Below are 21,965 nucleotides of genomic sequence, written 5' to 3'. Positions count from 1 at the left end.
TAAAATCGTCTCCCCTGGCCGATCAGGCCGCGTTCGCCAGTCCGGCGATTATGGTTCCGGCCATCAGACGGGTCTGGGCGTCGACCGAAAGGGCCGCGCCACAGGCGTCTCCAGAGCCGAAAACCATCCCCGCCTTCGTCGCACGATCAAGGGTTTCGGCGACGACTGCGGCAATATTGAGAAAGGCCAGCTTGCGGTCAAGAAATGCAAAGGCCGCGACCTCGTTGGCGGCGTTGAACACGGCGGGCGCCGCCCCCCCCGCCTGCAAGGCCTGACGCGCCAGATCCAGGGCCGGAAACCGCGCCAGATCGGGCGCTTCGAACGTCAACCGACCCAGAGCGGCCAGGTCCAGCTTCGGCGCAGGCCAGGCGATGCGATGGGGCCAGGCCAGGGCGCAGGCGATCGGCGTGCGCATGTCCGGCGGTCCCATCTGGGCCAGGGTCGAACCATCCACATATTCCACAAGGCTGTGGATGATCGATTCGGGGTGAACCACGACGTCGATCCGCTCCGCCGGCATTGCGAACAGATAGGCCGCCTCGATCATCTCCAGGCCCTTGTTGGCCATGGTGGCGCTGTCGACCGAAATCTTGGCCCCCATGCTCCAGTTCGGATGGGCGACGGCCTGTTCGGGCGTGATCCCGGTCATCTGGGCGCGCGGCGTCTGGCGGAACGGCCCGCCCGAGGCGGTCAGCACCAGTTTCGACACCTGCTCGGGCGCATCGGCCGGAAACACCTGGAAGATGGCGGAATGTTCGGAATCGACCGGGATCAGACGCCCCCCGGCCCGTCGAACGCGCTCGATCAGGGCCGGGCCGCAGCAGACCAGGCTTTCCTTGTTGGCCAGGGCCAGGATGGCGCCCGTTTCGGCCGCCGCCCAGGCCGACTTCAACCCTGCGGCCCCGACGATGGACGCCATGATCCAGTCGGCCGGCCGCGTCGCCGCCTCCACAATGGCGTCCTCGCCCGCCGCCGCCGCCACGCCGGTTCCCGCCAGGGCGTCGCGCAGATCGGTCAGCCTCTTCGGGTCGGCCGTCACCGCCAGTTTCGGCTTCCAGCGCCGCGCCTGCTCGGCCAGTTTGGCGATATTGGCGCCGCCCGTCAGGGCCTCGACCTCGAAGGCCCCCGTGCCGGTGGCCTCGGCTTGTTCCATCAGGTCCAGGGTCGACGAGCCGACCGAGCCGGTGGAGCCCAGAACCGTGACGCGGCGACGGATCAAGACGCGCCCTTTTCCAGCAGAACCACCAGCAGACGTCCCGCCGCCACGACAACGACCGCGAACATCAGTCCGTCCACCCGGTCCAGCAGGCCGCCGTGGCCCGGGATGGTGTTGCCCGCGTCCTTGACGCCGAACCGGCGCTTCAGCCCCGACTCCCACAGATCGCCGCCCATGGTGGCCAGCGCGGCCGCCAGGCCCAGGATCGCGCCCCAGAAGATGGTCAGGCGGCCCATGTCGAACCAGGCCGTCAGCGCCGCACCGGCGACCGCGCCCGCCAGAATGCCGCCGACGAAGCCGGACCAGGTCTTGTTGGGCGAATAACGCGGCCACAGCTTCGGCCCACCCAGGGTCGACCCCGCCAGATAGGCCAGGATGTCGGCCGACCAGGTCACAGCGAAGACAAGCGCCGTCCAGTGCAGACCGACCGCGCCGTCCCCGTCGCGCAGCCAGATCAGCAGCACCGAGGGCCAACCCAGATAAAGCACGCCATAGGCCGCATCCACGGCCTGTTGGCCTCGGCTTCGGGCATAGAGCCCCGCAGCGGCGGCGCCGAACACCAGGATGACGAAGGCGACCGACATGACGCCGAAATAGGCGCTGACGACGGCGGCCACGACGGCCAGGGCCACCGCCAATCCGACATGACGCGGAGCCTTGGGCGCGCTCATGGCGCCCCATTCGAAGGCAAGGACGACGCAGGCGGCCAGCATAAGCGCCAGGAACCAGACGCCCCCGAACCAGGTGGCGGCCACCGCCGCCGGCGCCAGGACGGCGGCCGAGGCCGCCCTCAAGGCGATATCCCGCCCCTTGACCGCCATCAGGCCGACACGCGCGCAGGCGCGTCCTCTCGCCCGCCGTAGCGGCGTTCGCGTTGAGCGAAGGCGGCGACCGCCTCCCCCAGCGCCTTCGGCCCATAGTCGGGCCACAGGATGTCCTGGAACACCAGTTCGGCGTAGGCGGCTTCCCACAGCAGGAAGTTCGACAGGCGCTGCTCGCCCGAGGTGCGGACGATCAGATCCAGCGGCGGCGATCCCGCCGTGGCCAGGCCGGCGGCCAGGGTGTCTTCATCGATCGGCTCGACCGTCTCGCCCGCCAGCAGCCGTTGCATGTGGCGACGCGCGGCGTCGACCAGATCGGCCCGGCCGCCGTAGTTGAAGGCGACCTGAAGCATGAACCGGTCGTTGTGGGCGGTCTGGCGCTCGGCCTTTTCGATAATGGCGGCGATGTCGGACGGCAGTCCGTCGCGGCGGCCGAGAATGCGCAGGCGCACGCCCGCCTTCTCCAGCCGCGCCAGATCACTGGCCACATAGGTCCGCACCAGCCCCATCAGGTCCGAGACCTCATCGGCCGGACGGCTCCAGTTCTCGGTCGAGAAGCCGAAGACGGTCAGGCATTGGATGCCGAAATCGGGCGCGGCCTGGATCGTGCGCTTCAGCGCCTGGACCCCCTCGCGATGTCCCATGGCGCGCGGCAGGCCCCGGGCGCTCGCCCAGCGGCCGTTGCCGTCCATGATGATGGCGACATGGCGTGGTCCATCGGAACGCGAGCTCGAAGGCGCGGCGCGGTCTGCCGTCATCTGTCGTTCCGTCCCTTCAGACCCAAGCCGTTCCGCCTCAGACCTGCATGATCTCTTGTTCCTTGGTCTTCAAGGCCTCGTCGATGCGCTTGATGGCGGCGTCCGTCTCCTTCTGGATGTCCGCCTCCAGCTTCTTCTGTTCGTCCTGGCTGATCTCGCCGGCCTTCTCGGCCTTCTTCAGATCGTCATTGGCGTCGCGGCGCACGTTGCGCACGGCGATCTTCTGTTGCTCGGTGTACTTGCCGGCCAGCTTGACCAGGTCCTTGCGGCGCTCCTCGGTCAGCGGCGGCACAGGGATGCGCAGGGTCTGTCCGTCGACGATCGGGTTCAGGCCCAGGTTGGCGTTGCGAATGGCCTTTTCGACAGCGACCACCATGCCCTTGTCCCACACGTTGACGGATATCATCCGCGGCTCGGGCACGCTGATGGCGGCGACGGCCGACAGCGGCGAGGCCGATCCATAGGCTTCGACCCGCACGGGCTCCAGCAAGCCGGCGTTGGCGCGTCCGGTGCGCAGCCCGCTGAACTCTTCCTTCAGCGCGACGACCGCCTTTTCCATGCGGTCGCGATAGGTTTTCACTTCGGGCTTGGCCATGGTCTTGGTCTCTCTTGTCTTGAACGGGTCGTGCGAACGATCAGGCGCGGTCCTGGATGATGGTGCAGGTGCCTTCGCCGGTCAGGGCGCGGCGCAGGGAGTCGTCTTCACGGATCGAGAAGACCACGATCGGAATACCCGTGTCGCGCATCATGGCGATGGCGGAGGCGTCCATCACCCGCAGGTCCTGGGCCAGAACCTCCTGATAGGTCAGGGTCTCGTAGCGGGTCGCGGTCGGATCCTTCTTGGGGTCGGCAGTATAGACGCCGTCCACGCTGGTGCCCTTCAGCAGGGCGTCGCAGCCCATTTCTGCCGCGCGAAGGGCGGCGCCCGAATCTGTCGTGAAGAAGGGCGCGCCGACGCCGGCGGCGAAGATGACCACGCGGCCCTTCTCGAGATGACGCAAGGCGCGGCGGCGGATGTAGGGTTCGGCGATGGCGGCCATCGGAATGGCGCTCTGCACGCGGGTCGAAACGCCGATCTTCTCCAGCGCCGACTGCATGGCCAGGGCGTTCATGATGGTGGCCAGCATGCCCATATAGTCGGCCTGGGCGCGCTCCATGCCCGCCGCCGCCTTGGACAGGCCGCGGAAGATGTTGCCGCCGCCGATCACCAGACAGATTTCCACGCCCTCGGCCGCGACCTGGGCCACGGCCTTGGCCACGGTGTCCACGGTCTTCATGTCGACGCCGAAGGCCTGATCGCCCATCAGGACTTCGCCGGAAACCTTGAGCAGGACGCGCTTGTAGCGAAAATTGGCGGGGGCGTCGGGCATGCGGCGGGGGTCCGTTTGAATGCGGCGCCTTTTGAATCAGGCGACTTCTTATAGACGAAGGGCGCGTCGGCCATCAAAGCCGAACGCGCCCTTCTGATACAAAACCCTCACGAATGAGGGGAAGACTGCTTAGTTGCCGCCCATCATCGAGGCGACTTCCGACGCGAAGTCGGGGCCTTCGACCTTCTCGACGCCTTCACCCAGCGCCAGACGGACAAAGCCGGCCAGGTGCAGGTTGGAGGAGCCCAGCTCCTTGGCCGAGTTGGCGACCAGCTGTTCGATGGTCACGTCCGGGTCCATGACGAAGGGCTGCTTGGACAGCACCACGTCCTTCTGGAACTTGTTGATCTGGCCTTCCACGATCTTGGCGATCATGGCTTCGGGACGGCCTTCTTCCTTGGCCTTTTCGGTCAGAACGGTGCGTTCCTTCTCGATGGCGGCCGGGTCCAGGTCGTCGGTGTTCAGCGACAGCGGGGCGGTCGCGGCGACGTGCATGGCGATCTTGCGGCCCAGTTCGCGCAGGGCGGTCTTGTCGCCCTCGCCTTCCAGGGCGACCAGCACGCCGATACGGCCCACGCCCGGCGAAACCGCGTTGTGGACATAGGTCGAGACGACGCCTTCCGACACCGACAGGCGGGCGGCGCGGCGCAGTTGCATGTTCTCGCCGATGGTGGCGATCATGTTGGTCACTTCGTCCTGGACCGTCTTGCCGGCTTCCAGTTCGGCGCCGTGCAGGGCCTCGACCGAGTGATGCTCCAGGCCCAGCTGGGCGAACGACTTGGCGGCGTTCTGGAACAGCTCGTTGCGGGCGACGAAGTCGGTCTCGGCGTTGAATTCGATCGCGGCGGCGACTTCGCCCTTGCCGTCTTCCTTGGACGCCACGGCGACCAGGCCCTCGGCGGCGACGCGGTCGGCCTTCTTGGCGGCCTTGGACAGGCCCTTGGCGCGGAGCCAGTCGATTGCTGCTTCGATGTTGCCGTCGTTTTCGACCAGCGCCTTCTTGCAGTCCATCATGCCGACGCCCGAACGCTCGCGAAGTTCCTTCACGAGGGCGGCAGTGATCTCGGCCATGTTCTTCTCCTTGGGGGATTCGTATGTGGGAACGGCCGGGCTGACTTAGCCCGGCCGTGTGTCAGTTCAAGCACGGCCTTCGGATTGACGCTCAAGTAGCGAGCCGCCGCGCGGCAAGCGTAGCGTCAAAAGGAGGGCCGTCGGGCGATCAGCCCGCAGCCTTCTCGGTTTCGACGGCGTCGTTCGCTTCGGAAGTGGCGGCCTGAGCGGCTTCATCGGCGACAGCCGGCTCAGCGGCGGCGACCAGTTCAGCAGCGACGTCTTCCGTGCCGGCCGGAGCGGCGTCGGCTTCGACCGGGGTCGAGGCTTCACGCAGCATGGGCTCTTCCGGATTGATCGCAGCGCCCAGGTCCACGCCCGAGGCCGAGGCGCCGGCGGCCAGGCCGTCCAGGACCGCGTCGGCGATCAGGTCGCAGTAGGTCTGGATGGCGCGGGCGGCGTCGTCGTTGCCGGGGACCGGATAGGTGATGCCGTCCGGGTCCGAGTTGGTGTCCAGGATGGCGATGATCGGGATGTTCAGCTTGCGGGCTTCCTGGATCGCGATCGCTTCCTTGTTGGTGTCGATCACGAACATGATGTCCGGGATCGAACCCATGTCCTTGATGCCGCCCAGCGACAGCTCCAGCTTGTCCTTCTCGCGCTGCAGGTTCAGCAGTTCCTTCTTGACGCGGCCTTCGCCGCCGTTCTCGAGGATGCCTTCCAGTTCACGCAGACGGGCGATCGAGCCCGAGACGGTGCGCCAGTTGGTCAGGGTGCCGCCCAGCCAACGGTTGTTCATATAGTATTGGGCGCAGCGCTTGGCGGCTTCGGCGACCGGCTCGGAGGCCTGGCGCTTGGTGCCGACGAACAGGACGCGGCCGCCCTTGGCGGCGACGTCGCGCACGGCCACCAGAGCCTGGTGGAACAGCGGCATCGTCTGCGACAGGTCGATGATGTGGATGTTCGAGCGCGAGCCGAAGATGTAACGGTCCATCTTCGGGTTCCACCGGTGCGTCTGGTGGCCGAAGTGGGCGCCCGCTTCAAGCAGGGTGCGCATCGAGAATTCAGGCAGAGCCATGATCGTTCAGTCCTTTTTCCGATCAAACGTGGCGCGGGGGATTAAAGGTCACAAGACCCTCGGAATGGAGCGGATCGGGATGTCTCCCCGAAACGCGCCTCGCCCGCGTTGCGAAATGCGGGGGCCATGTAGGCGGGATAGGCCCGAATAGCAAGCGCCGCCTGAGAAAACACATAAGGCGGCCCCTTTCGGGACCGCCTGTCATGGGCGCAATTCGTCCCCCTTAGTTCATCGCATCCATCAGGGCCTGGGCGCGATCACGGTGGGCCGTGATGGTCGGGATGAGCTCCCGGGCCAGACCGGCCAGGGCCGGGGCGTCGGTGTTGTCGTCGAACCCGTTCAGCAGGGTCAGGGTCTCGTTATGAGCGGCGACCTGCTGCTCCAGATAGACCTTGTCGAAATCAGCGGGCGTGGCGGCCTTCAGATTGTCGATCAGCCCCTGGCGACGTTCGTCCAGCGTGGTCGGAACCGCGACGTTCGGAGCCGCCGTCGCGACGACCGAGGTCATCTTCTCGCCCGCAGCCGTATGATCCTTATCGATCATAGCCGCCAGGGCCTTGACGTCGGCGTTGGTCGATTTGGCGGCGGCGACCTTTGCGGCCTCGATTTCATACATGTTGCCGACCGCGAGGCTGGTGACGAAGCCCTCGACGGTGTTGGCGCCCATGGTGGCGGCGGAGGTCTGGCCGACGACGCCGGAAGCGGCGTCCTGGGTCGCATTGACGGCTTCGTCGGCATTCTGGGCTGCGGTGTCGCCGCCCTGATTGCAGGCGCCGAGCAAAGCCACCGAAGCGACGCCGGCGAGAACGAGATTTTTCATTGGAACAGTCTCCCTTTGGACTGAATCAACCCCTGACGACCGCAAGCGGTTCCGTGATTTCAACAGCTTGACCATATGCAACCGGCCTTCAGGGCGTCATTCAGGCAGGCTGTAGTCCAGCATATAGCGATGTTCGCCGTCGGCGATCGTCAGGTGGAAGACCCCGCTTATTCCCGTCAGATCACCCCTGCCTGAGCCCGGAACGATGGTGATCAGAAGCTCCTGTGACCCCGCGTTCATGACGCCGCGATGGACCATTGAGAAACCGCCCTGGCGACCGTTCAGCACGCCCATCACCCGCTCCATGGCGACATAGGCGCCGGACTGGCCGGCCATGATCCCCAGCATCTCCCCCACGCCGGTTCCTTCAAGATCGCCGTGGAAGGTCTTGGCGAGTTTCATTCGGCCGTGGGTGTCGGCAGGCGCGTCCGGCTCGGGCGCGACCGGCGTGATCTTGACCTCGAAGGTTCCGGCGGCATGAGACATGGCGGGGCTCCGGACGACGGCCGCAGCAGCGGCGGCAGATTGGGGGGCGGTTTGGGGTTCGATCACAGACGAAGCCAGCGCGGCGGTCAGCACAAGCGCGATCATCACGCCTCCTCCAGCATCAGGACGCCCGGCGCCGACTTCAGGGCGCCGCGCAGGGCGCCGTCCAGCCGGTAGCGGCCGGGAAGCTTGACCTCGACCTCCTGACGGCCTTCCAGCGAGGCGACCAGGGAGATTTCGCCGCCCTTGCCGATGGCGCCGGAGCGGGCGCGTTCCAGCCGGGCCTTCAGGGCCTCGGCGTCGGCGGTGCGGGCCGAGACGTGGATGCGCAGGCCGATGTTGGCGTCGTCCAGCAGATTGTCCATCCGGCTGGCGTCGTCGCCGAAGAACCGCACCTCCCCTTCCGAGGCCTTGGCGCGGACCCGCACCATGACCGAGGCGCCGGGCTCCAGCACCTCACGGCATTTGCGCAGCTGTTCGGGCGGGAACAGGCATTCGAACTCGCCGGTCGGGTCCGAGAAGGTGACGAAGGCGAATTTCTCGCCGGTGCGGGCGCTGGCGCGTTCCTGCTTGCGGCGCACCACCCCGGCCATCTGGAAGGCCTCGTGGCCCGATTCCGCCAGGGGAATCGCCTCGGCGACGAAGGTGACGCGCTTGCGTTTCAGGGCCGAGGTCATCTCGTCCAGCGGGTGGCCGGAGAGATAGAAGCCGACCGCCGACAGTTCATGGTCCAGCCGCTCGGGCCCGACCCAGGGCTCGACGCTCTTCAGCCGCGGCCGGCCGACATGGGCCTGGTCGCCGCCGAACAGGGAGACCTGGGACGAGGCGCGTTCGGCCGCCACGCTCTGGCAATAGGCCATCAGGACGTCGGCCTGTTCGACCAACTGGCGGCGGTTGGGATGGATGCTGTCGAAGGCGCCGGCCTTGGCCAGGCCTTCCAGCGCCCGTTTGTTGACGCTGCGCGGATCGACCCGTTCCAGGAAGTCGAAGATGTCGGCGAACCGGCCGCCGGTCTCGCGCACCTCGATGACGTGTTTCATCGCCTCGAGCCCGACGTTGCGGATGGCGCCCAGGGCGTAGAGGACCACCCCCCGGCTGTCGTCCCAGGCCACGTCGAAGTCGGCCGAGGACCGGTTCAGATCGGGCGGCAGCACCGGCACGTCGAAGCGTTTGGCGTCCTGATAGAAGACCGCCAGCTTGTCGGTGTTCGACAGGTCCAGACTCATCGAGGCGGCGAAGAACTCGACCGGATGATTGGCCTTCAGCCAGCCGGTCTGGAACGAGATCAGGGCGTAGGCGGCGGCGTGCGACTTGTTGAAGCCATAGCCGGCGAACTTGGCCACCAGGTCGAAGATCGAACCGGACTGGGTCTCGGGGACGGTCTTCTCCAGCGCGCCCTTGACGAAGCGCGCCCGCTGGAAGTCCATCTCCTCCTTCTTCTTCTTGCCCATGGCGCGACGCAGCAGGTCGGCCTCGCCCAGGCTGTAGCCCGCCAGGATCTGGGCGATCTTCATCACCTGTTCCTGGTAGATGATGACCCCATAGGTCTCGGTCAAAACCTCCTTCAGACTGGGGTGCAGATAATCGACCTCGGCCCGGCCGAACTTCCGGTCGATATAGGTGTCGATCATCTCCATCGGCCCCGGCCGATACAGCGAGATCAGGGCGGTGATCTCCTCGATGGAGCCGCAGCGCATCTTGCGCAGGGTGTCGCGCATGCCCTGGGATTCCAGCTGGAACACCCCGACGGTCTGGCCCGAGGCCATCAGCTCATAGGTGCGGGCGTCGTCCAGCGGCAGGCCGTTCCAGTCCTGCGCCGCGCCGCGCCGTTCCAGATAGCCGCGCGCGCGGTCCAGCACGGTCAGGGTCTTCAGGCCCAGGAAGTCGAACTTCACCAGACCCGCCGGCTCGACCCATTTCATGTTGAACTGGGAGGCCGGAATGGTGGAGCGCGGATCCTGGTACAGGGGCACCAGTTCGACCAGAGGCCGGTCGCCGATGACGATGCCGGCGGCGTGGGTCGAGGCGTTGCGGTACAGCCCCTCCAGCTCCAGCGCCGTCTCCAGCAGGGTGCGGACCGCAGGTTCGGCGTCCCTGGCTTCCTTCAGGCGCGGCTCCAGGTCGATGGCCTGGGCCAGGGTGACGGGATTGGCCGGGTTGTTCGGCACCATCTTGCAGAGCCGGTCCACCTGACCCAGCGGCATCTGCAGCACCCGGCCGACGTCGCGCAGCACGGCCCGCGCCTGCAGGGTGCCGAAGGTGATGATCTGGGCCACCCGGTCCTTGCCGTAGCGGTCCTGCACATAGTCGATCACCTCTTCGCGCCGCTCCTGGCAGAAGTCGATGTCGAAGTCGGGCATGGAAACCCGTTCGGGGTTCAGGAACCGCTCGAACAGCAGGCCGAACCGCAAGGGATCCAGATCGGTGATGGTCAGGGACCAGGCGACCAGAGAGCCGGCCCCCGAGCCCCGCCCCGGCCCCACGGGTATGCCGTGTTCCTTGGCCCATTTGATGAAGTCGGACACGATCAGGAAATAGCCGGGGAAGCCCATCTGTTGGATGATGCCGACCTCCCATTCCAACCGGCTCCAGTATTCCGCCTCAGGCACGGCGGGGGTGATCTGGCCCAGGCGGACCTTCAGCCCCTCGCGCGCCTGGTGGGCCAGTTCGTCGGCCTCGGACCGCCCTGCCCCGGTGTCAAAGCGCGGCAGGATGGGCGCATGGGTATTAACCAGGAAGGCGCAGCGCCGGGCGATGTCGATGGTGTTGTCGCAGGCCTCAGGCAGGTCGGCGAACAGTTCGCGCATCGCCGTCGCCGACTTGAACCAGTGCTCACCGGTGATGCGGCGGCGGTCTTCCTGACCGGTGAAGGCCCCGTCGGCGATACACAGCAGAGCGTCGTGGGACTTCGCCTGCGCCGCCTTGGCGTAATAGACGTCGTTGGTCGCGACCAGGGGCGTGTCGTTGGCGTAGGCCCATTCGACCAGACCCGGCTCGGCCCGCCGTTCGTCTTCCAGCCCGTGCCGCTGAAGCTCGACATAGAAGCGGTCGCCGAAGACGGATTTCATCGTCGCCAGGGCGGCCGAGGCCTCGCCTTTCTTGCCTTGCGTAAACAGGGGATCGACCGGACCGTCCGGTCCGCCCGACAACAGGATCAGCCCCTCGGACCGGGCCACGACCTGATCCCAGGCCACGCCCGGCTCGGCCATTTCGCCCGCATCCAGATAGGCCGAGGACGACAGGGCGCACAGATTGCGCCACCCGGCTTCGTTCTGAACCAGCAGGACCACCGTCGGGGTCTTGGCCCAGCGCGCGGCCTGTTGTCCGCCGATGTCGAACACCGGAAGCGCGCAGGCGATGATCGGCTGGACCCCGGCGTCACGGGTGTACTGGCTGAACTCCAGCGCGCCGAACAGATTGGTCCGGTCGGCGATCGCCACGGCCGGCATGCCCGCGTCCGCCGCCAGCTTGCCCAGCTTGCCCGCCTTGATCGCGCCTTCCAGCAGCGAATAGGCCGAGCGGACCCGCAGATGGACGAAACCCTGACTGTTGACCGGTTCGCTCACTGGACCTCCGCCTGTCGCGCCTCCGAAGGGAGGCCGCGCATCATCCTGGACCGAGTCTCACATCACCGCCCGCCGGAACACCGCAAACCTTCATCCGGGCCGTGCGATCATCGATCCGCTGTGGATAGAGGCTTCAGACCCTCACGGCGAAAAAACACAGTCCAAATAGTCTAGACTCTCTCATAAGCGATTGATTTTACACAATGCGAATTCAGACCCTGTCGGTGCGAGTCTGAAAATCAGGCGGCCGTCACGCTGATGGCCAGGGTCCAGACCATCCAGACGAAACCGCTGCACGAGGCCAGCGACAGCATATCTCTCATCAAACGCGGCATGGCGACTTATCCCCAGACATGAATGTTCTTGTCTTGTTCTATGTTCGCTCATTGTTCTCGTCAACCCCGATCTTATCCCAAGGGGCGAGACGGTCTGAAACCATTTGCAGCGGCGCATCGTATGCCTGTGGAGAAAGGGAGATCTCCCATGCCCAAGTCTCTGAAATTCCTGGCCGGCGCGACGACGGCCGCCGCCCTGGCTGTTCTGGCGACCGCCGCCCTGCCCCGGACCGACCGCGCCGAAGCCCAGCCGGCCGCGACGCCGCTTCAGACGGCCGTCTTCGCCGGCGGCTGTTTCTGGTCAGAGGAAAAGGCGTTCGACGGTCTGCCGGGGGTGCGGTCCGCCGTGTCGGGCTTCGTCGGCGGCCGGACGGCCAACCCGACCTATGAGCAGGTGGTGCGCGGCGGGACCGGCCATATGGAGGCGGTCCAGGTCACGTTCGATCCCCGCGTCGTCAGCTATCGCGCCCTGGTGGACCGCTACTGGCGCACCATAGATCCGACGGATCCGAACGGGCAGTTCTGCGACCAGGGGCCGTCCTATCGCGCGGCGGTCTTCGCCACGGCGGAGCAGAGGGCGGCCGCGGTGGCGTCACGGGATGCGGCCATGCGCATTCTGGGCAAGAGCTTCACCACCCCGGTCGTCGGGGTCCAGCGTTTCTGGCCCGCCGGGCCAGAGCATCAGGACTACGCCCGCCGCAACCGCGCTCATTACGAGGCCTACCGCCAAGGCTGCCGCCGGCCCCAGCAGCTGCGCGCCATCTGGGGCGCCGCCGCCGTGGGGTGAGGCGGGCGGGCCTTCAGCAGGCCTTGCTCAAGAAGCCTGACTCAATAAGCCTGGCTCTGGGCCGCCCGTTCTTCCAGATGGCCATCCTTCAGGGCGAAGACGCGGTCCATGTGGCCGGCCAGCTCCATATTGTGGGTGGCGATCAGGGCGGCGACGCCCGTGGTCTTGGCCAGGTCGCGCAGGGATTCGAACACCGACTGGCTGGTGGTCGGGTCGAGGTTGCCGGTCGGTTCGTCGGCCAGCAGCAGGCGAGGCTTGTTGGCCAGGGACCGGGCGATGGCGACGCGCTGTTTCTCGCCGCCCGACAGCTGGGCCGGCTGGTGGGTCAGACGTTCGCCCAGGCCCAGGGTCGTCAGCGTTTCCTCGGCCTGACGGCGCGCCTGGGCCAGGCTCATGCCCGCGATCCGCATCGGCAGGGCGACATTGTCGCGGGCGTCGAACTCGGCCAGCAGATGGTGGAACTGATAGACGAAGCCGATGCGCGACAGGCGCAGGCGGGTGCGGGCGCGCTCGTCGAGGTCGCCCACCATTTCGCCGTCGATGGCGACCGTGCCCTCGGTCGGCTTCTCCAGCAGGCCGGCGGCGTGCAGCAGGCTGGACTTGCCGGAGCCCGAGGGGCCGATCAGCCCGACCATCTCGCCCGGCATGACGTCCAGATCGACGCCCTTCAGCACGGTCAGGCCGCCGTTGGCGGTGTCATAGGTGCGGGTCAGGCCGCGCACCGACAGAATGGGACTACTCATAGCGGAGCGCCTCCACGGGATCGATGCGAGAGGCCGTCCAGGACGGCGGCAGGCTGGCCAGGCAGCTCATGCTGAAGGACAGCAGGGCGACCCAGGTCACGTCCATCGGATCGACCAGGGCCGGGATGGCGTCCAGCTGATAGACGTCGGCGTTGAACAGTTGCACCCCCAGCACGGCCTCGATGGCGTGCTGGATCGTGCCGATGTTCCAGCAGAACAGCAGGCCCAGGGCCAGGCCCGCCAGGGTGCCCGCCACGCCGATCATGGCGCCCGACATGAAGAAGATGCGCAGGATGGCCGACGGGCTGGCGCCCACGGTGCGCAGGATGGCGATGTCGCGCGTCTTGTTCTTCACCAGCATGACGATGCCGGAGATGATGTTCATGGCGGCGATGGCGACGACCAGGCCCAGGATGATGCTCATGGCCACCCGCTCGACCCGCAGGGCGCCGTAGAAGGCCGCCAGACGTTCGCGCCAGTCGCTGATGACCGAGCCCGGTCCGGCGGCGTCGCGGATGGCGGGGGTCAGTTCGCCGACGCGGTCGGGATCGTCGACCTTGATCTCGATGGCGTCCCAGACCCCCTCCTTGCCGAAGAACAGCTGCTGCTGCTCCAGCGGCATGAACAGGAAGGCGCGGTCGAAGTCGGCCGTGCCCGAACGGAACAGGCCGCCGACGAAATAGGTCTTTTCCAGCCCCCCCAGATTGCCGAAGGCGCTGTCGGCGCCGGTCGGGGAATAGAGGGTGACGGGGTCGCCGACCCGCAGGCCCAGGGAATTGGCCAGGGCGGCCCCCATCAGGATGCGGTCGCCGCCATAGGGGCCCTTGCCGAAGTCGGCGCGCTCCTTGGGCGTCAGGCTGTCGAAGACGTATTTGGTGGTGGCCAGATCCTGGGGCCGCACGCCGCGCACCATGGCGCCGGTGGTGAAGTTGCCGACACGGACCAGGCTCTGGCTTTCGTTCAGAGGGGTGACGCTGACCACGCCGGGCACGTCAGCGATCCGCTTCAGGGCGGCGTCCCGGTCTTCCGACGTCAGCACCGGCCCCTGGACGTACATATGCCCGTTGAACGACAGCATCCGGCCCAGCAGTTCCGAACGGAAGCCAGCCATGATGCTCATGACGCTGATCAGCACGGCGACGGCCAGCATGATGCCGATGAAGCTGATCACGGCGATGGTGGCGACCCCGCCCTCCTTGCGCTTGGCGCGGAGGTAGCGGAGGGCCAGGCCGATCTCCCACGAGGAGAAGGCGCCGGAAGGACGGGACGGCAGGTTCAAGCAGTCAACCTTTCGATGGCTTCAGCCAGGGGCACGGAGACCTTCTCGCCGGTGGCGCGGCGCTTCAGCTCGACCACGCCGTCAGCCAGCCCCTTGGGACCGATGGTCAGCTGCCAGGGCACGCCGATCAGATCGGCGGTGGCGAACTTGCCGCCCGGCCGTTCGTCGGTGTCGTCGTACAGCACGTCCTTGCCCAGTTTTTCCAGCTGGGCCACCGCGTCCTCGCAGGCGGCGGAGACGGCGGCGTCATTGGCGCGCAGATTGATCACGACCACGTCGAACGGGGCCACGGCGTCGGGCCAGATGATGCCGCCCTCGTCATGGCTGGCCTCGATGATGGCGCCCAGCAGGCGCGATACGCCGACGCCGTAGCTGCCCATGTGGACATTGGCGTCCTGACCGTCCGGCCCGGCGACCTTGGCCTTCATAGGGGCCGAATATTTCTCGCCGAAATAGAAGATGTGGCCGACCTCGATGCCGCGCGCCGACAGACGGTCGCCCTCGGCGGTCTCGGCCTCGAACCGGGCTTCGTCGTGCATTTCCTCGGTGGCGGCGTAGAGCGCGGTTCGTTGATCAACGATTGACTGAAGATCGTCCCAGTCCACGTCCGCGCCCGGCGCCGGCATTTCGACCAGGGCCTTGTCGCAGAAGACCGCGCTCTCGCCCGTCTCGGCCAGGACGATGAATTCGTGGCTCAGGTCGCCGCCGATCGGGCCGGTGTCGGCGCGCATCGGCACGGCCTTCAGGCCCATGCGGGCGAAGGTGTTCAGATAGGCCACGAACATGCGGTTGTAGGCCTTGCGGGCCGAGGCCTCGTCCACGTCGAAGGAATAGGCGTCCTTCATCAGGAACTCGCGGCCGCGCATAACGCCGAACCGGGGGCGGCGCTCGTCGCGGAACTTCCACTGGATGTGAAACAGGTTCAGCGGCAGCGACTTGTAGGACTTCACATAGGCCCGGAAGATGTCGGTGATCATCTCCTCGTTGGTCGGCCCGTACAGCAGCTCGCGCTCGTGTCGGTCGGTAATGCGGAGCATCTCGGGACCGTAGGCGTCGTAACGCCCAGACTCCCGCCACAGGTCGGCCAGTTGCAGGGTCGGCATCAGCAGTTCGACCGCCCCGGCCCGCTGCTGCTCTTCACGGACGATCTGCTCGATCTTGCGCAGCACCCGCAGGCCCAGCGGCAGCCAGGCGTAAATGCCGGCGGCCTCCTGCTTGATCATGCCGGCGCGCAGCATCAGTTGGTGCGAGACAATCTGGGCGTCCGAAGGGGCTTCCTTCAGCGTGGGCAGGAAAAAGCGCGACAGGCGCATGATGGGGAATCCTAGGCGTAGAGACAGACCAAGGCTTTAGCCGCTGGACCGGGGCGAAAGCTAGGCCGGGATGGGGATATTCGCGACCTCGCGCCGAGGCCCGCAGCCGAGACCATCACCCGGTTCATCTCCGCCCTGCCCCGCCCCAGCGTTGACCAAACGGTTCAAAACGGAAAAGCAACAGATAGCCACACACTCCCCCGTCAATGTCACGTAAGTGTACATGAGTTTTGCCGAACTGACACGAGACGCGCCTACTTGGGGGACGAGAACCGGTGCGTCGATGTGACTTTTACGCGCCTCGTTCGTCAACCTTTCCCAAATGTGGTGACAGTCCTTCTCGGTGGAGGACGGGGCGCGCCAACGAAGATACGGATCTGTGATGCGCCATGCTTGAGCAAGTGAGCGAAGCGGACGCGCAGTCGCCGACGACATACCGCACGGACGGTCCACCCGACTTACACCTGGAAGCGGTCGATGCGACGGCCTGTCTGCAAGATTTGGTGGCTCGGTTCGACGGACGTCTGCGACGTTACATGGCCAGCACCTTGAGCAGGGCGGACACGGACGACGCCGTTCAGGATGTCTACGCCCGGCTGGTACGGCAGGCCAACCGCAGTACGCCGCCCGAGTTCAATACGACCTATGTCTTCAAGACGGCCCAAGGCGTCCTGATCGATCTTTACCGCCGCCGGAGAAGTCGCGACGCCGACCGACATGTAGAACTGGACGACGACCTGGTTTCCGATGGGCTCACCCCATTCGAGGCCGTGCGGTGGAAACAGAACGCCGAACTGCTGCGAGCGGCGATTCTCAGCCTGCCTCGCGAAGAGCGGCTGGTGTTGATGTTGCACAATATCGAAGGCGAGCGGCTGACTTATGTCGCCCATCGTCTGGGCCTGTCCCGCGCGGCGGTGCAGCGCCTTCTGGCCCGAGCGCTGTCGCGGTGCCGAGCCCGGCTCAGGCACAGCGGCTGGTACGAGTTTTAATCCCCTGGACCGGATCGTTTGAAGAGGCGGCGCTCAGCGAGTCCCATGATGCCGTGGCTCAGCCCGAGATCAAAGCGAGAGGATAGTTTCACGCTTCTGCCGGGACCTCTGCGCCGCCATTCGAATGATCATGCCTTACGGCGCAGAAGAAAGGCCGGAGCTTTGACGCTCCGGCCCGGAATATGAGGGCTGCTCCCGCAGGAGAAGCCCTCGCAGCAATATGGATTCTGAGATCGCGGGATCAGAAAGTCCAGGACGAGTTGACCATGAAGGTCCGACCCGTTTCGACGTAGCCGCCCTTACGGTCGTGGGAAAGCAGGGCTTCGCCCTTGCCCTGAGTCGCCCAGTAGGACTGGTCGTTCAGGATGTTCTCCACGGCCGCGCCGACCTGCCAGCCGTCGGCCAGTTGATAGTTGGCGTTGAAGTTGAGACGACGCATGGGCTGGACCCAGGTGTCGTCATTGTTGTTGCGCACGTCCTTATAGATCATGCCGACGCGGCTGTAGGCAAGTTCCGCACGCAGGCCGTACTTGTTGTAGAAGAGCGACGCGTTGACGATGCTGTCCGGGGCGTTGATCAGGCGTCGGGTGACATTGTCGCCGATACCGCCGATGCGAAGTTGTGCTTCCGTCTTTTGCACCGTCAGGTTTGCGCCGATCCCGAAGCCATCCCACAGGCCCGGCAGAGTGACGAAACGTTGGCGTATGCCCAACTCAAGACCTTGGACCGAACCGTTCTTTGCGTTCTCAAGGCTGGTGACCTCGGCCCCACCGGCGTCCTTGATCACATCGCCGGTCCACACATTGTAATCGGAACCGGTATTGGTCGATCCTGATACGAACATGACGTTCTTCAGGTCTTTGTAGTACAGTGACGCCATCAGATAATGACCGTCATCACCATATTTTTCGATGCTGAGGTCATAGTTGACGCCGGTGACAGGTTGCAGATCCGGATTGGCGATACTGATGGCGATGATCTTGCCGTCGGCGTCCTTGGAGATGCTGGTGGCGCCGATCATCTGGTCGAACGCCGGGCGGGTGTAAGCCCGACGCACGGCCCCACGCACAACGATTTCTTCGTTCGGACGCCATGTGGCGATGACGCTGGGCAGCAGGATGCCGAAGCCGCGGTCCGATGTGGCGCTGACACGGTTGGTCACAGTCTTGCCGTCCTTGCCCGTGACGCTTTCCGGACGCCAGTACGTGCCTTCGAAGTTGTTGTCTTCATAGCGCAGGCCTGGAACGACGGTGATGGTGTCGCCGAAGGTCAAAGTGGTCTGCGCATAGGCCGAAGCGCGGGTCTCATCGCCGGTCAGCAGGTTACGCTTCATGACTTCATCCGTCCACGGAATGGTCGCTGCGTATTGCATGGCCTGGTTCTTCAGGTACTCAGGATCGACCAGTCGGATCGGAACCTGCAGCCCGCCGCCCATGAACCCGTTCAGGGTCTGGCCCGGCAGGTCGAAAAGATAGTCGCCCTGAGCGGCCCAACGGTTGCTGCCGTTGCCCAGCAAGGCCGGATTGGTCGTCCAATTGCCGTTCGCGTCCTTTTTGTAGAAGTAGAACCGGTTCTCGTCATCGGTGCCGACGTTGTTCGATTCCCGATCAGAGGTCTCGTATTTCGCGCCGACTTTGATCGCCTTCAGGATCGGGTGTTCGATTGACCAGTTCAGGTTGGTCTTGAAGTCGAGCTTGGTCTCTTCGGCGTATTCATAGCCGTAGGTGATGTACCATTGGCGCGTGATGTCCGTGCGGCCAAGGTAGCGCAGGCCTGCCGCATCTAGAACGGCCCGCGGATCCTTGGGATCGGAGATGTCGGTGAGCAGCGGCACGGTCGCCTTGCCGCCCTGGTCGGCGGTGCCGATGTAGGGGAAGGCGTAGAAGCCGGCCTGCATGCGGAACGGATACTCAGTGCGGCCCTTCGAATAGGAGACGGCGTAATCCAGCGTAAGCGCATTACGGATCGTCTCGCCGCCGATCAGGGCTGTCGTCAGGGTCTGAGTCGAGTGTTCCGTCCGGCTGTATTGGCCCGGAATGGCGCCATACAGTTTGATGTTCTTCGGATCACTATCGCCATTGATCTGCCAGGCCGAAGATGGGCGGGCTGCGGTCAGGAAATCCACCAGTTCCTTGGAACCGCTGGGGGCGGTCGCCAACCCCAGACGGGCCGAGGATTGATCCATACTGGTCAACAGTTCGAACTCACCGTGAGTGAACCGTCCGTAGAGGCTCTGGGCGTCAGTCTTGTAATCCAGCGACAGGGCGCCGCCCTGGCGTTTGACGCTGTTGCGGTAGAAGTTCCATTGCGGCCCGCGGGCGTAGAGGTTTGTGCCCTGCTCGCGGACCAAGCCCGGAGCGGTCGAGTCCGTTTTGACATAGTCCTGCTGGACGGCGCGGGATTCGCCGGCATTATCCTTGTCCTGATAATAGAGGTTCCCGTAGACGGCGAACTGGTCGGCGCCGCCAAAGGTGCGGGCCAGTTCCACCTGGGCGGTATAGCCCAGGCCGTCCACGTCACGCTGGATCGCGCGGTCAGCCAATTGGCCTTGAATGCGGAGGCGATTGTAGCTGGACGCAAAGTCGAAGCCCGAGGCCGTGCGGAAATCAACGGTGCCCGCCAAGGCGTCGCCATCCATCTCAGCCGTTGGAGCCTTGTCGACCCGGACAAACGACAGAGAGAAGGGCGAAAGCAGGTTCATCGAGATGCTGCGAGCGGCGGAGTCGGTCTGGGCCAGCCGGACCCCGTTCATCGAATAGGCGTTCCAGGCGCTGTCGAGACCGCGGATGGTGACATATTGCGCCTCACCGGTGCCGGCCTGGTTGCGCGACTGATCGACCGCAGAAGACAGGCCAGGCAGGCGGGACAGAAGATCGGCGAGATTGGCGGTCGGCTGGGCCTGAAGCTCTTCAGCCGAGACGACATTGGCGACAGTCAGGCTGTCATGTTGTTCTTGGAGCGCGCGCGCCTGGCTGCGACGCTGGCCGGCGACTACTATCTCCGTCAGTGTGACCGCATCGGAACCCGACGAGGTGGCGGAGACATCGGCCGTCTGGGCGAAGGCCGGCAGGGCCGACAGGCCGAGCGCCACCCCGGCGACCGTGATCCGCAGCGCCTGCCGCAGTGAAAGACTAGACATGAGAAGCATCCCCGATATCGGGCCTGACCGGCCCACACAACAAAGGACGCAGCGCGAAGCCCCACAGGGTGAATCTTCAAGAAAGCTTCACCTTTGGCTTCACCGCCGTGGCGGCGCCCGGCGCGAACCCTGACGCCCGAGGTGGAAAAACGGGGGGGGTCAGGCCGACCGTGCGCGCCTAGACGGCATCGTAACGTGCCGCCTAAACCGCCGGCGCGCGCGAGAAGTCCGGCAGGGGCAGCCATCCGGTGAAGATCAGCACCATGACGAAGACCCAGACCAGGGCCGCGACCCAGGTGGTGGTGATGAATTTGCGCTTCAGGTTCGGCGTCGTCGGCGCGCCCCACTGGGCGCCGTCCGTCGGCGGTTCGTGGGTCTCGCGCGAGGTTCCCAGCGGCAGCACGCCGAACAACACCGTCCACCAGACGATGATGTAGATGCCGAACATGGTGATGGGGCCGATGGGCATGGGACCTCCTGTCCGGGCTTTGGCGCCCGGTTGAAACCGGTCTAGAGGATCGGCCTCCTCTGGACGAGTCCCCGCCATGCCGCAGATCACCCTGGAATACACCCGCCACCTGGCCGACACCGACTGGACCCCGGTCGCCCTGGAGATCCACCAGGCCGCCGTCGAGATCGCCGGGGCCGCCCTGTCGGCGTGCAAGACCCGGCTGATCGCCCTTGATCACGTCGTCATCGCCGATGATGCGCCGGAGACCGCCATGCTGGCCTGCCGCATCGGCCTGATGCTGGGCCGCACGCCGGAGCAGAAGAGCGCGCTGAGCGAAAGGGTTCTCGAGATCCTGACCGCCGCCCTGTCCAGCACGACCGGCAAGGTCGAGGTGTCGGCCGAGGTGTTCGAACTGAACGAGACCTATCGCAAGGCCACGCTCGGCTGAACGGATATCGGCTGGGCCGCCCTCAGGGATGCGGCCGACCGACGCCGTAGCGGGCCGCCAGATAGGGGGCGATGGCGTGGTCTTGCAGGAAGCGGCGGCCGGTGATTTCGCTGACCTGGGCCTCCGGCCAGTCCAGTTCGCCGTCCAGGATCAGGATCGGGCAGCTCTGATGCGCTTCGCCGACCTCGGCGATGACCGGCGGGCGCGGCCGGGCATGGTCCAGATAGACCACCTCAAGCGCGTTCCCCAGCTGGGGATAGAAGGCCAAAACACCCTCGATATAGGCGCCGGCCGGACAGAACCACGGGCCGCCCTGGTCGTCATGCCAGTCGGGATTCAGCAGGAAGAGTCGTTCGGTCATGGACGGGATATAGCGGACCTCCCACGGATTCCGAGACGTCTATTCGCAGGCTGCGCCGAAGCCCGGCGCGCGTAACGCCAACAGGATGGACGACCGCTCCGCCTGGGTGATCGAGCCTGACCGTTCCAGCACGCAGCCGACAGCGGTGTTCGAGTTCGGGGCCAGCAGGCCGTAGGTCAGGCCCTCGGCCTCCAGACGGGCCTGGGCGTCCTTCAGGGCCTCGACCGCCTCGGCGACGCGGGCCGGGTCTCTGGTGATTCGCGTCATCTCGTGCAGGGCCTCGCCCGAACTGGGGAAGTCATAGGCGTCGGGCGTATAGGGGGCGATCTCGGCCGAGAGTCGGTCGGGGTGATCCGTGACGCCGAACTTGGCGTTCTGGCTGGCGGAAAAGGCGATGGCCGGTCCCGTCTGCGGCACGACCAGAATATAGGCGTGGCGCGGGAACAGCAGATAATGGGCCATGTATTTGGTCACGGGCACCAGCGGCAGCCGGTCCGGCCCCAGGGCGTGGGCGCCGACATAGACGCCGGACGGCAGGCTGCGGGCGTCGATGCGGCCGTTCATCGTCAGGATCCGGTCCACCATGACATGGTCCAGCAGGAAGACCCCGTCCTCGGCCTCCCGCTCCAGATAGGCGTGGATGGCGGCGGTGTCGGGCGCGGGGCCGAGGCCACGGCCATAGACGGTCGGAAAGGCCGTCGGCGACATGGGCCGTCCGTCCGGCGGGCTGAACCAAAGAACGCGCAGTTCGTGGACGGTGCGCGACAGCGGCTCGTCGCCGCGAAAGGTCGAAAGGCTTAGCGCCAGGTTCACTGCGGCGAACAGGGCGACGAAGCCGCCGATCCCCTGCCCCGCAATGACCGCCCAGCGGCGCCAGCCGCGCAAGGGGTGACGGGCGTGGCGCACCCGTTCCAGCAGACGGCGCGCGCGCGTGGGCTTGTCCGACATGAGTTTC

At 65.8% G+C, this 21,965-nt stretch carries 19 protein-coding genes and 1 pseudogene; 3 read left to right on the top strand and 17 right to left on the bottom strand.

Going from position 1 to position 21,965, the window contains the following annotated elements:
• Positions 1–22: 22 nt before the first annotated feature.
• The 10 genes from dxr to dnaE all read right to left on the bottom strand — a co-directional run bounded on the left by dxr (position 23) and on the right by dnaE (position 11,165).
• The gene (gene dxr / locus GGR11_RS02070; RefSeq protein ID WP_035307342.1) at positions 23–1,219 is read right to left on the bottom strand and encodes a 1-deoxy-D-xylulose-5-phosphate reductoisomerase; all 1,197 of its coding nucleotides are present in this window, start codon (positions 1,217–1,219) and stop codon (positions 23–25) included.
• Positions 1,216–2,037, bottom strand: a complete 822-nt coding sequence (locus GGR11_RS02065) for a phosphatidate cytidylyltransferase (RefSeq protein ID WP_183195186.1) — start codon at positions 2,035–2,037, stop codon at positions 1,216–1,218. Before GGR11_RS02065 ends, dxr begins: the two co-directional genes overlap by 4 nt.
• Positions 2,037–2,795 carry a polyprenyl diphosphate synthase gene (uppS, locus tag GGR11_RS02060; protein WP_183195185.1) on the bottom strand — a complete coding sequence of 253 codons (759 nt, stop codon included), beginning with the start codon at positions 2,793–2,795 and terminating at the stop codon, positions 2,037–2,039. Before uppS ends, GGR11_RS02065 begins: the two co-directional genes overlap by 1 nt.
• A gap of 37 nt (positions 2,796–2,832) precedes the next feature.
• Positions 2,833–3,390 carry a ribosome recycling factor gene (gene frr, locus GGR11_RS02055; RefSeq protein ID WP_008263615.1) on the bottom strand — a complete coding sequence of 186 codons (558 nt, stop codon included), beginning with the start codon at positions 3,388–3,390 and terminating at the stop codon, positions 2,833–2,835.
• Positions 3,391–3,430: 40 nt separating this feature from the next.
• The gene (gene pyrH / locus GGR11_RS02050) at positions 3,431–4,165 is read right to left on the bottom strand and encodes a UMP kinase (protein ID WP_008263497.1); all 735 of its coding nucleotides are present in this window, start codon (positions 4,163–4,165) and stop codon (positions 3,431–3,433) included.
• Between the two features lie 129 nt (positions 4,166–4,294).
• Positions 4,295–5,236, bottom strand: coding sequence for a translation elongation factor Ts (tsf, locus tag GGR11_RS02045; RefSeq protein ID WP_055753506.1), 942 nt, complete (start codon positions 5,234–5,236; stop codon positions 4,295–4,297).
• 148 nt (positions 5,237–5,384) lie between these two features.
• On the bottom strand, positions 5,385–6,293 hold the full coding sequence (gene rpsB / locus GGR11_RS02040) for a 30S ribosomal protein S2 (RefSeq protein WP_183195184.1): 909 nt from the start codon (positions 6,291–6,293) through the stop codon (positions 5,385–5,387).
• 223 nt (positions 6,294–6,516) lie between these two features.
• A complete protein-coding gene (locus GGR11_RS02035) occupies positions 6,517–7,113 on the bottom strand; it encodes a DUF4142 domain-containing protein (protein ID WP_183195183.1) in 597 nt (198 codons plus the stop codon).
• 96 nt (positions 7,114–7,209) lie between these two features.
• Positions 7,210–7,704: a DUF3224 domain-containing protein gene (locus tag GGR11_RS02030; RefSeq protein ID WP_246331647.1), complete on the bottom strand. Its 495-nt coding sequence runs from the start codon at positions 7,702–7,704 to the stop codon at positions 7,210–7,212.
• Positions 7,704–11,165: a DNA polymerase III subunit alpha gene (dnaE, locus tag GGR11_RS02025; protein ID WP_183195182.1), complete on the bottom strand. Its 3,462-nt coding sequence runs from the start codon at positions 11,163–11,165 to the stop codon at positions 7,704–7,706. Before dnaE ends, GGR11_RS02030 begins: the two co-directional genes overlap by 1 nt.
• Positions 11,166–11,648: 483 nt before the next feature.
• Between dnaE and msrA the strand changes: the two genes are divergently transcribed.
• Positions 11,649–12,287 carry a peptide-methionine (S)-S-oxide reductase MsrA gene (gene msrA, locus GGR11_RS02020; protein WP_183195181.1) on the top strand — a complete coding sequence of 213 codons (639 nt, stop codon included), beginning with the start codon at positions 11,649–11,651 and terminating at the stop codon, positions 12,285–12,287.
• A 41-nt stretch (positions 12,288–12,328) separates the two neighbouring features.
• On the opposite strand, the gene GGR11_RS02015 is transcribed toward msrA, so the two are convergent.
• From GGR11_RS02015 to proS, 3 genes are read right to left on the bottom strand one after another with little or no spacing between them, the layout of a single operon-like run.
• Positions 12,329–13,030 carry an ABC transporter ATP-binding protein gene (locus GGR11_RS02015; protein ID WP_183195180.1) on the bottom strand — a complete coding sequence of 234 codons (702 nt, stop codon included), beginning with the start codon at positions 13,028–13,030 and terminating at the stop codon, positions 12,329–12,331.
• Entirely contained in the window at positions 13,023–14,309 is a 1,287-nt protein-coding gene (locus tag GGR11_RS02010; protein WP_183195179.1) for a lipoprotein-releasing ABC transporter permease subunit, read from the bottom strand. Before GGR11_RS02010 ends, GGR11_RS02015 begins: the two co-directional genes overlap by 8 nt.
• Positions 14,306–15,622, bottom strand: a complete 1,317-nt coding sequence (gene proS / locus GGR11_RS02005; RefSeq protein ID WP_154725278.1) for a proline--tRNA ligase — start codon at positions 15,620–15,622, stop codon at positions 14,306–14,308. Before proS ends, GGR11_RS02010 begins: the two co-directional genes overlap by 4 nt.
• Positions 15,623–16,011: 389 nt before the next feature.
• Here proS and GGR11_RS02000 point away from each other — a divergent pair, with 389 nt between their 5' ends.
• Positions 16,012–16,611 carry an RNA polymerase sigma factor gene (locus GGR11_RS02000; RefSeq protein ID WP_183195178.1) on the top strand — a complete coding sequence of 200 codons (600 nt, stop codon included), beginning with the start codon at positions 16,012–16,014 and terminating at the stop codon, positions 16,609–16,611.
• A 241-nt stretch (positions 16,612–16,852) separates the two neighbouring features.
• Here GGR11_RS02000 and GGR11_RS01995 read toward each other — a convergent pair.
• Together GGR11_RS01995 and GGR11_RS01990 are read right to left on the bottom strand one after the other, a co-directional pair.
• Positions 16,853–19,790, bottom strand: a pseudogene (locus tag GGR11_RS01995) (TonB-dependent receptor).
• A 162-nt stretch (positions 19,791–19,952) separates the two neighbouring features.
• The gene (locus GGR11_RS01990) at positions 19,953–20,219 is read right to left on the bottom strand and encodes a DUF1467 family protein (protein WP_008259708.1); all 267 of its coding nucleotides are present in this window, start codon (positions 20,217–20,219) and stop codon (positions 19,953–19,955) included.
• 76 nt (positions 20,220–20,295) lie between these two features.
• On the opposite strand from GGR11_RS01990, the gene GGR11_RS01985 reads away from it, so the two are divergent.
• The gene (locus GGR11_RS01985) at positions 20,296–20,649 is read left to right on the top strand and encodes a 5-carboxymethyl-2-hydroxymuconate Delta-isomerase (RefSeq protein ID WP_183195176.1); all 354 of its coding nucleotides are present in this window, start codon (positions 20,296–20,298) and stop codon (positions 20,647–20,649) included.
• A gap of 22 nt (positions 20,650–20,671) precedes the next feature.
• Here GGR11_RS01985 and GGR11_RS01980 read toward each other — a convergent pair whose 3' ends face one another.
• Positions 20,672–21,010 carry a DUF3088 family protein gene (locus GGR11_RS01980; protein ID WP_183195175.1) on the bottom strand — a complete coding sequence of 113 codons (339 nt, stop codon included), beginning with the start codon at positions 21,008–21,010 and terminating at the stop codon, positions 20,672–20,674.
• Positions 21,011–21,049: 39 nt separating this feature from the next.
• The gene (locus GGR11_RS01975) at positions 21,050–21,958 is read right to left on the bottom strand and encodes a hypothetical protein (RefSeq protein WP_183195174.1); all 909 of its coding nucleotides are present in this window, start codon (positions 21,956–21,958) and stop codon (positions 21,050–21,052) included.
• Positions 21,959–21,965 lie beyond the last annotated feature (7 nt).

Origin of the sequence: Brevundimonas mediterranea (genome assembly GCF_014196125.1) — a bacterium.
Classification (GTDB): Bacteria; Pseudomonadota; Alphaproteobacteria; order Caulobacterales; family Caulobacteraceae; genus Brevundimonas; species Brevundimonas mediterranea.
This window is presented reverse-complemented; position numbering and strand designations above follow the sequence as displayed.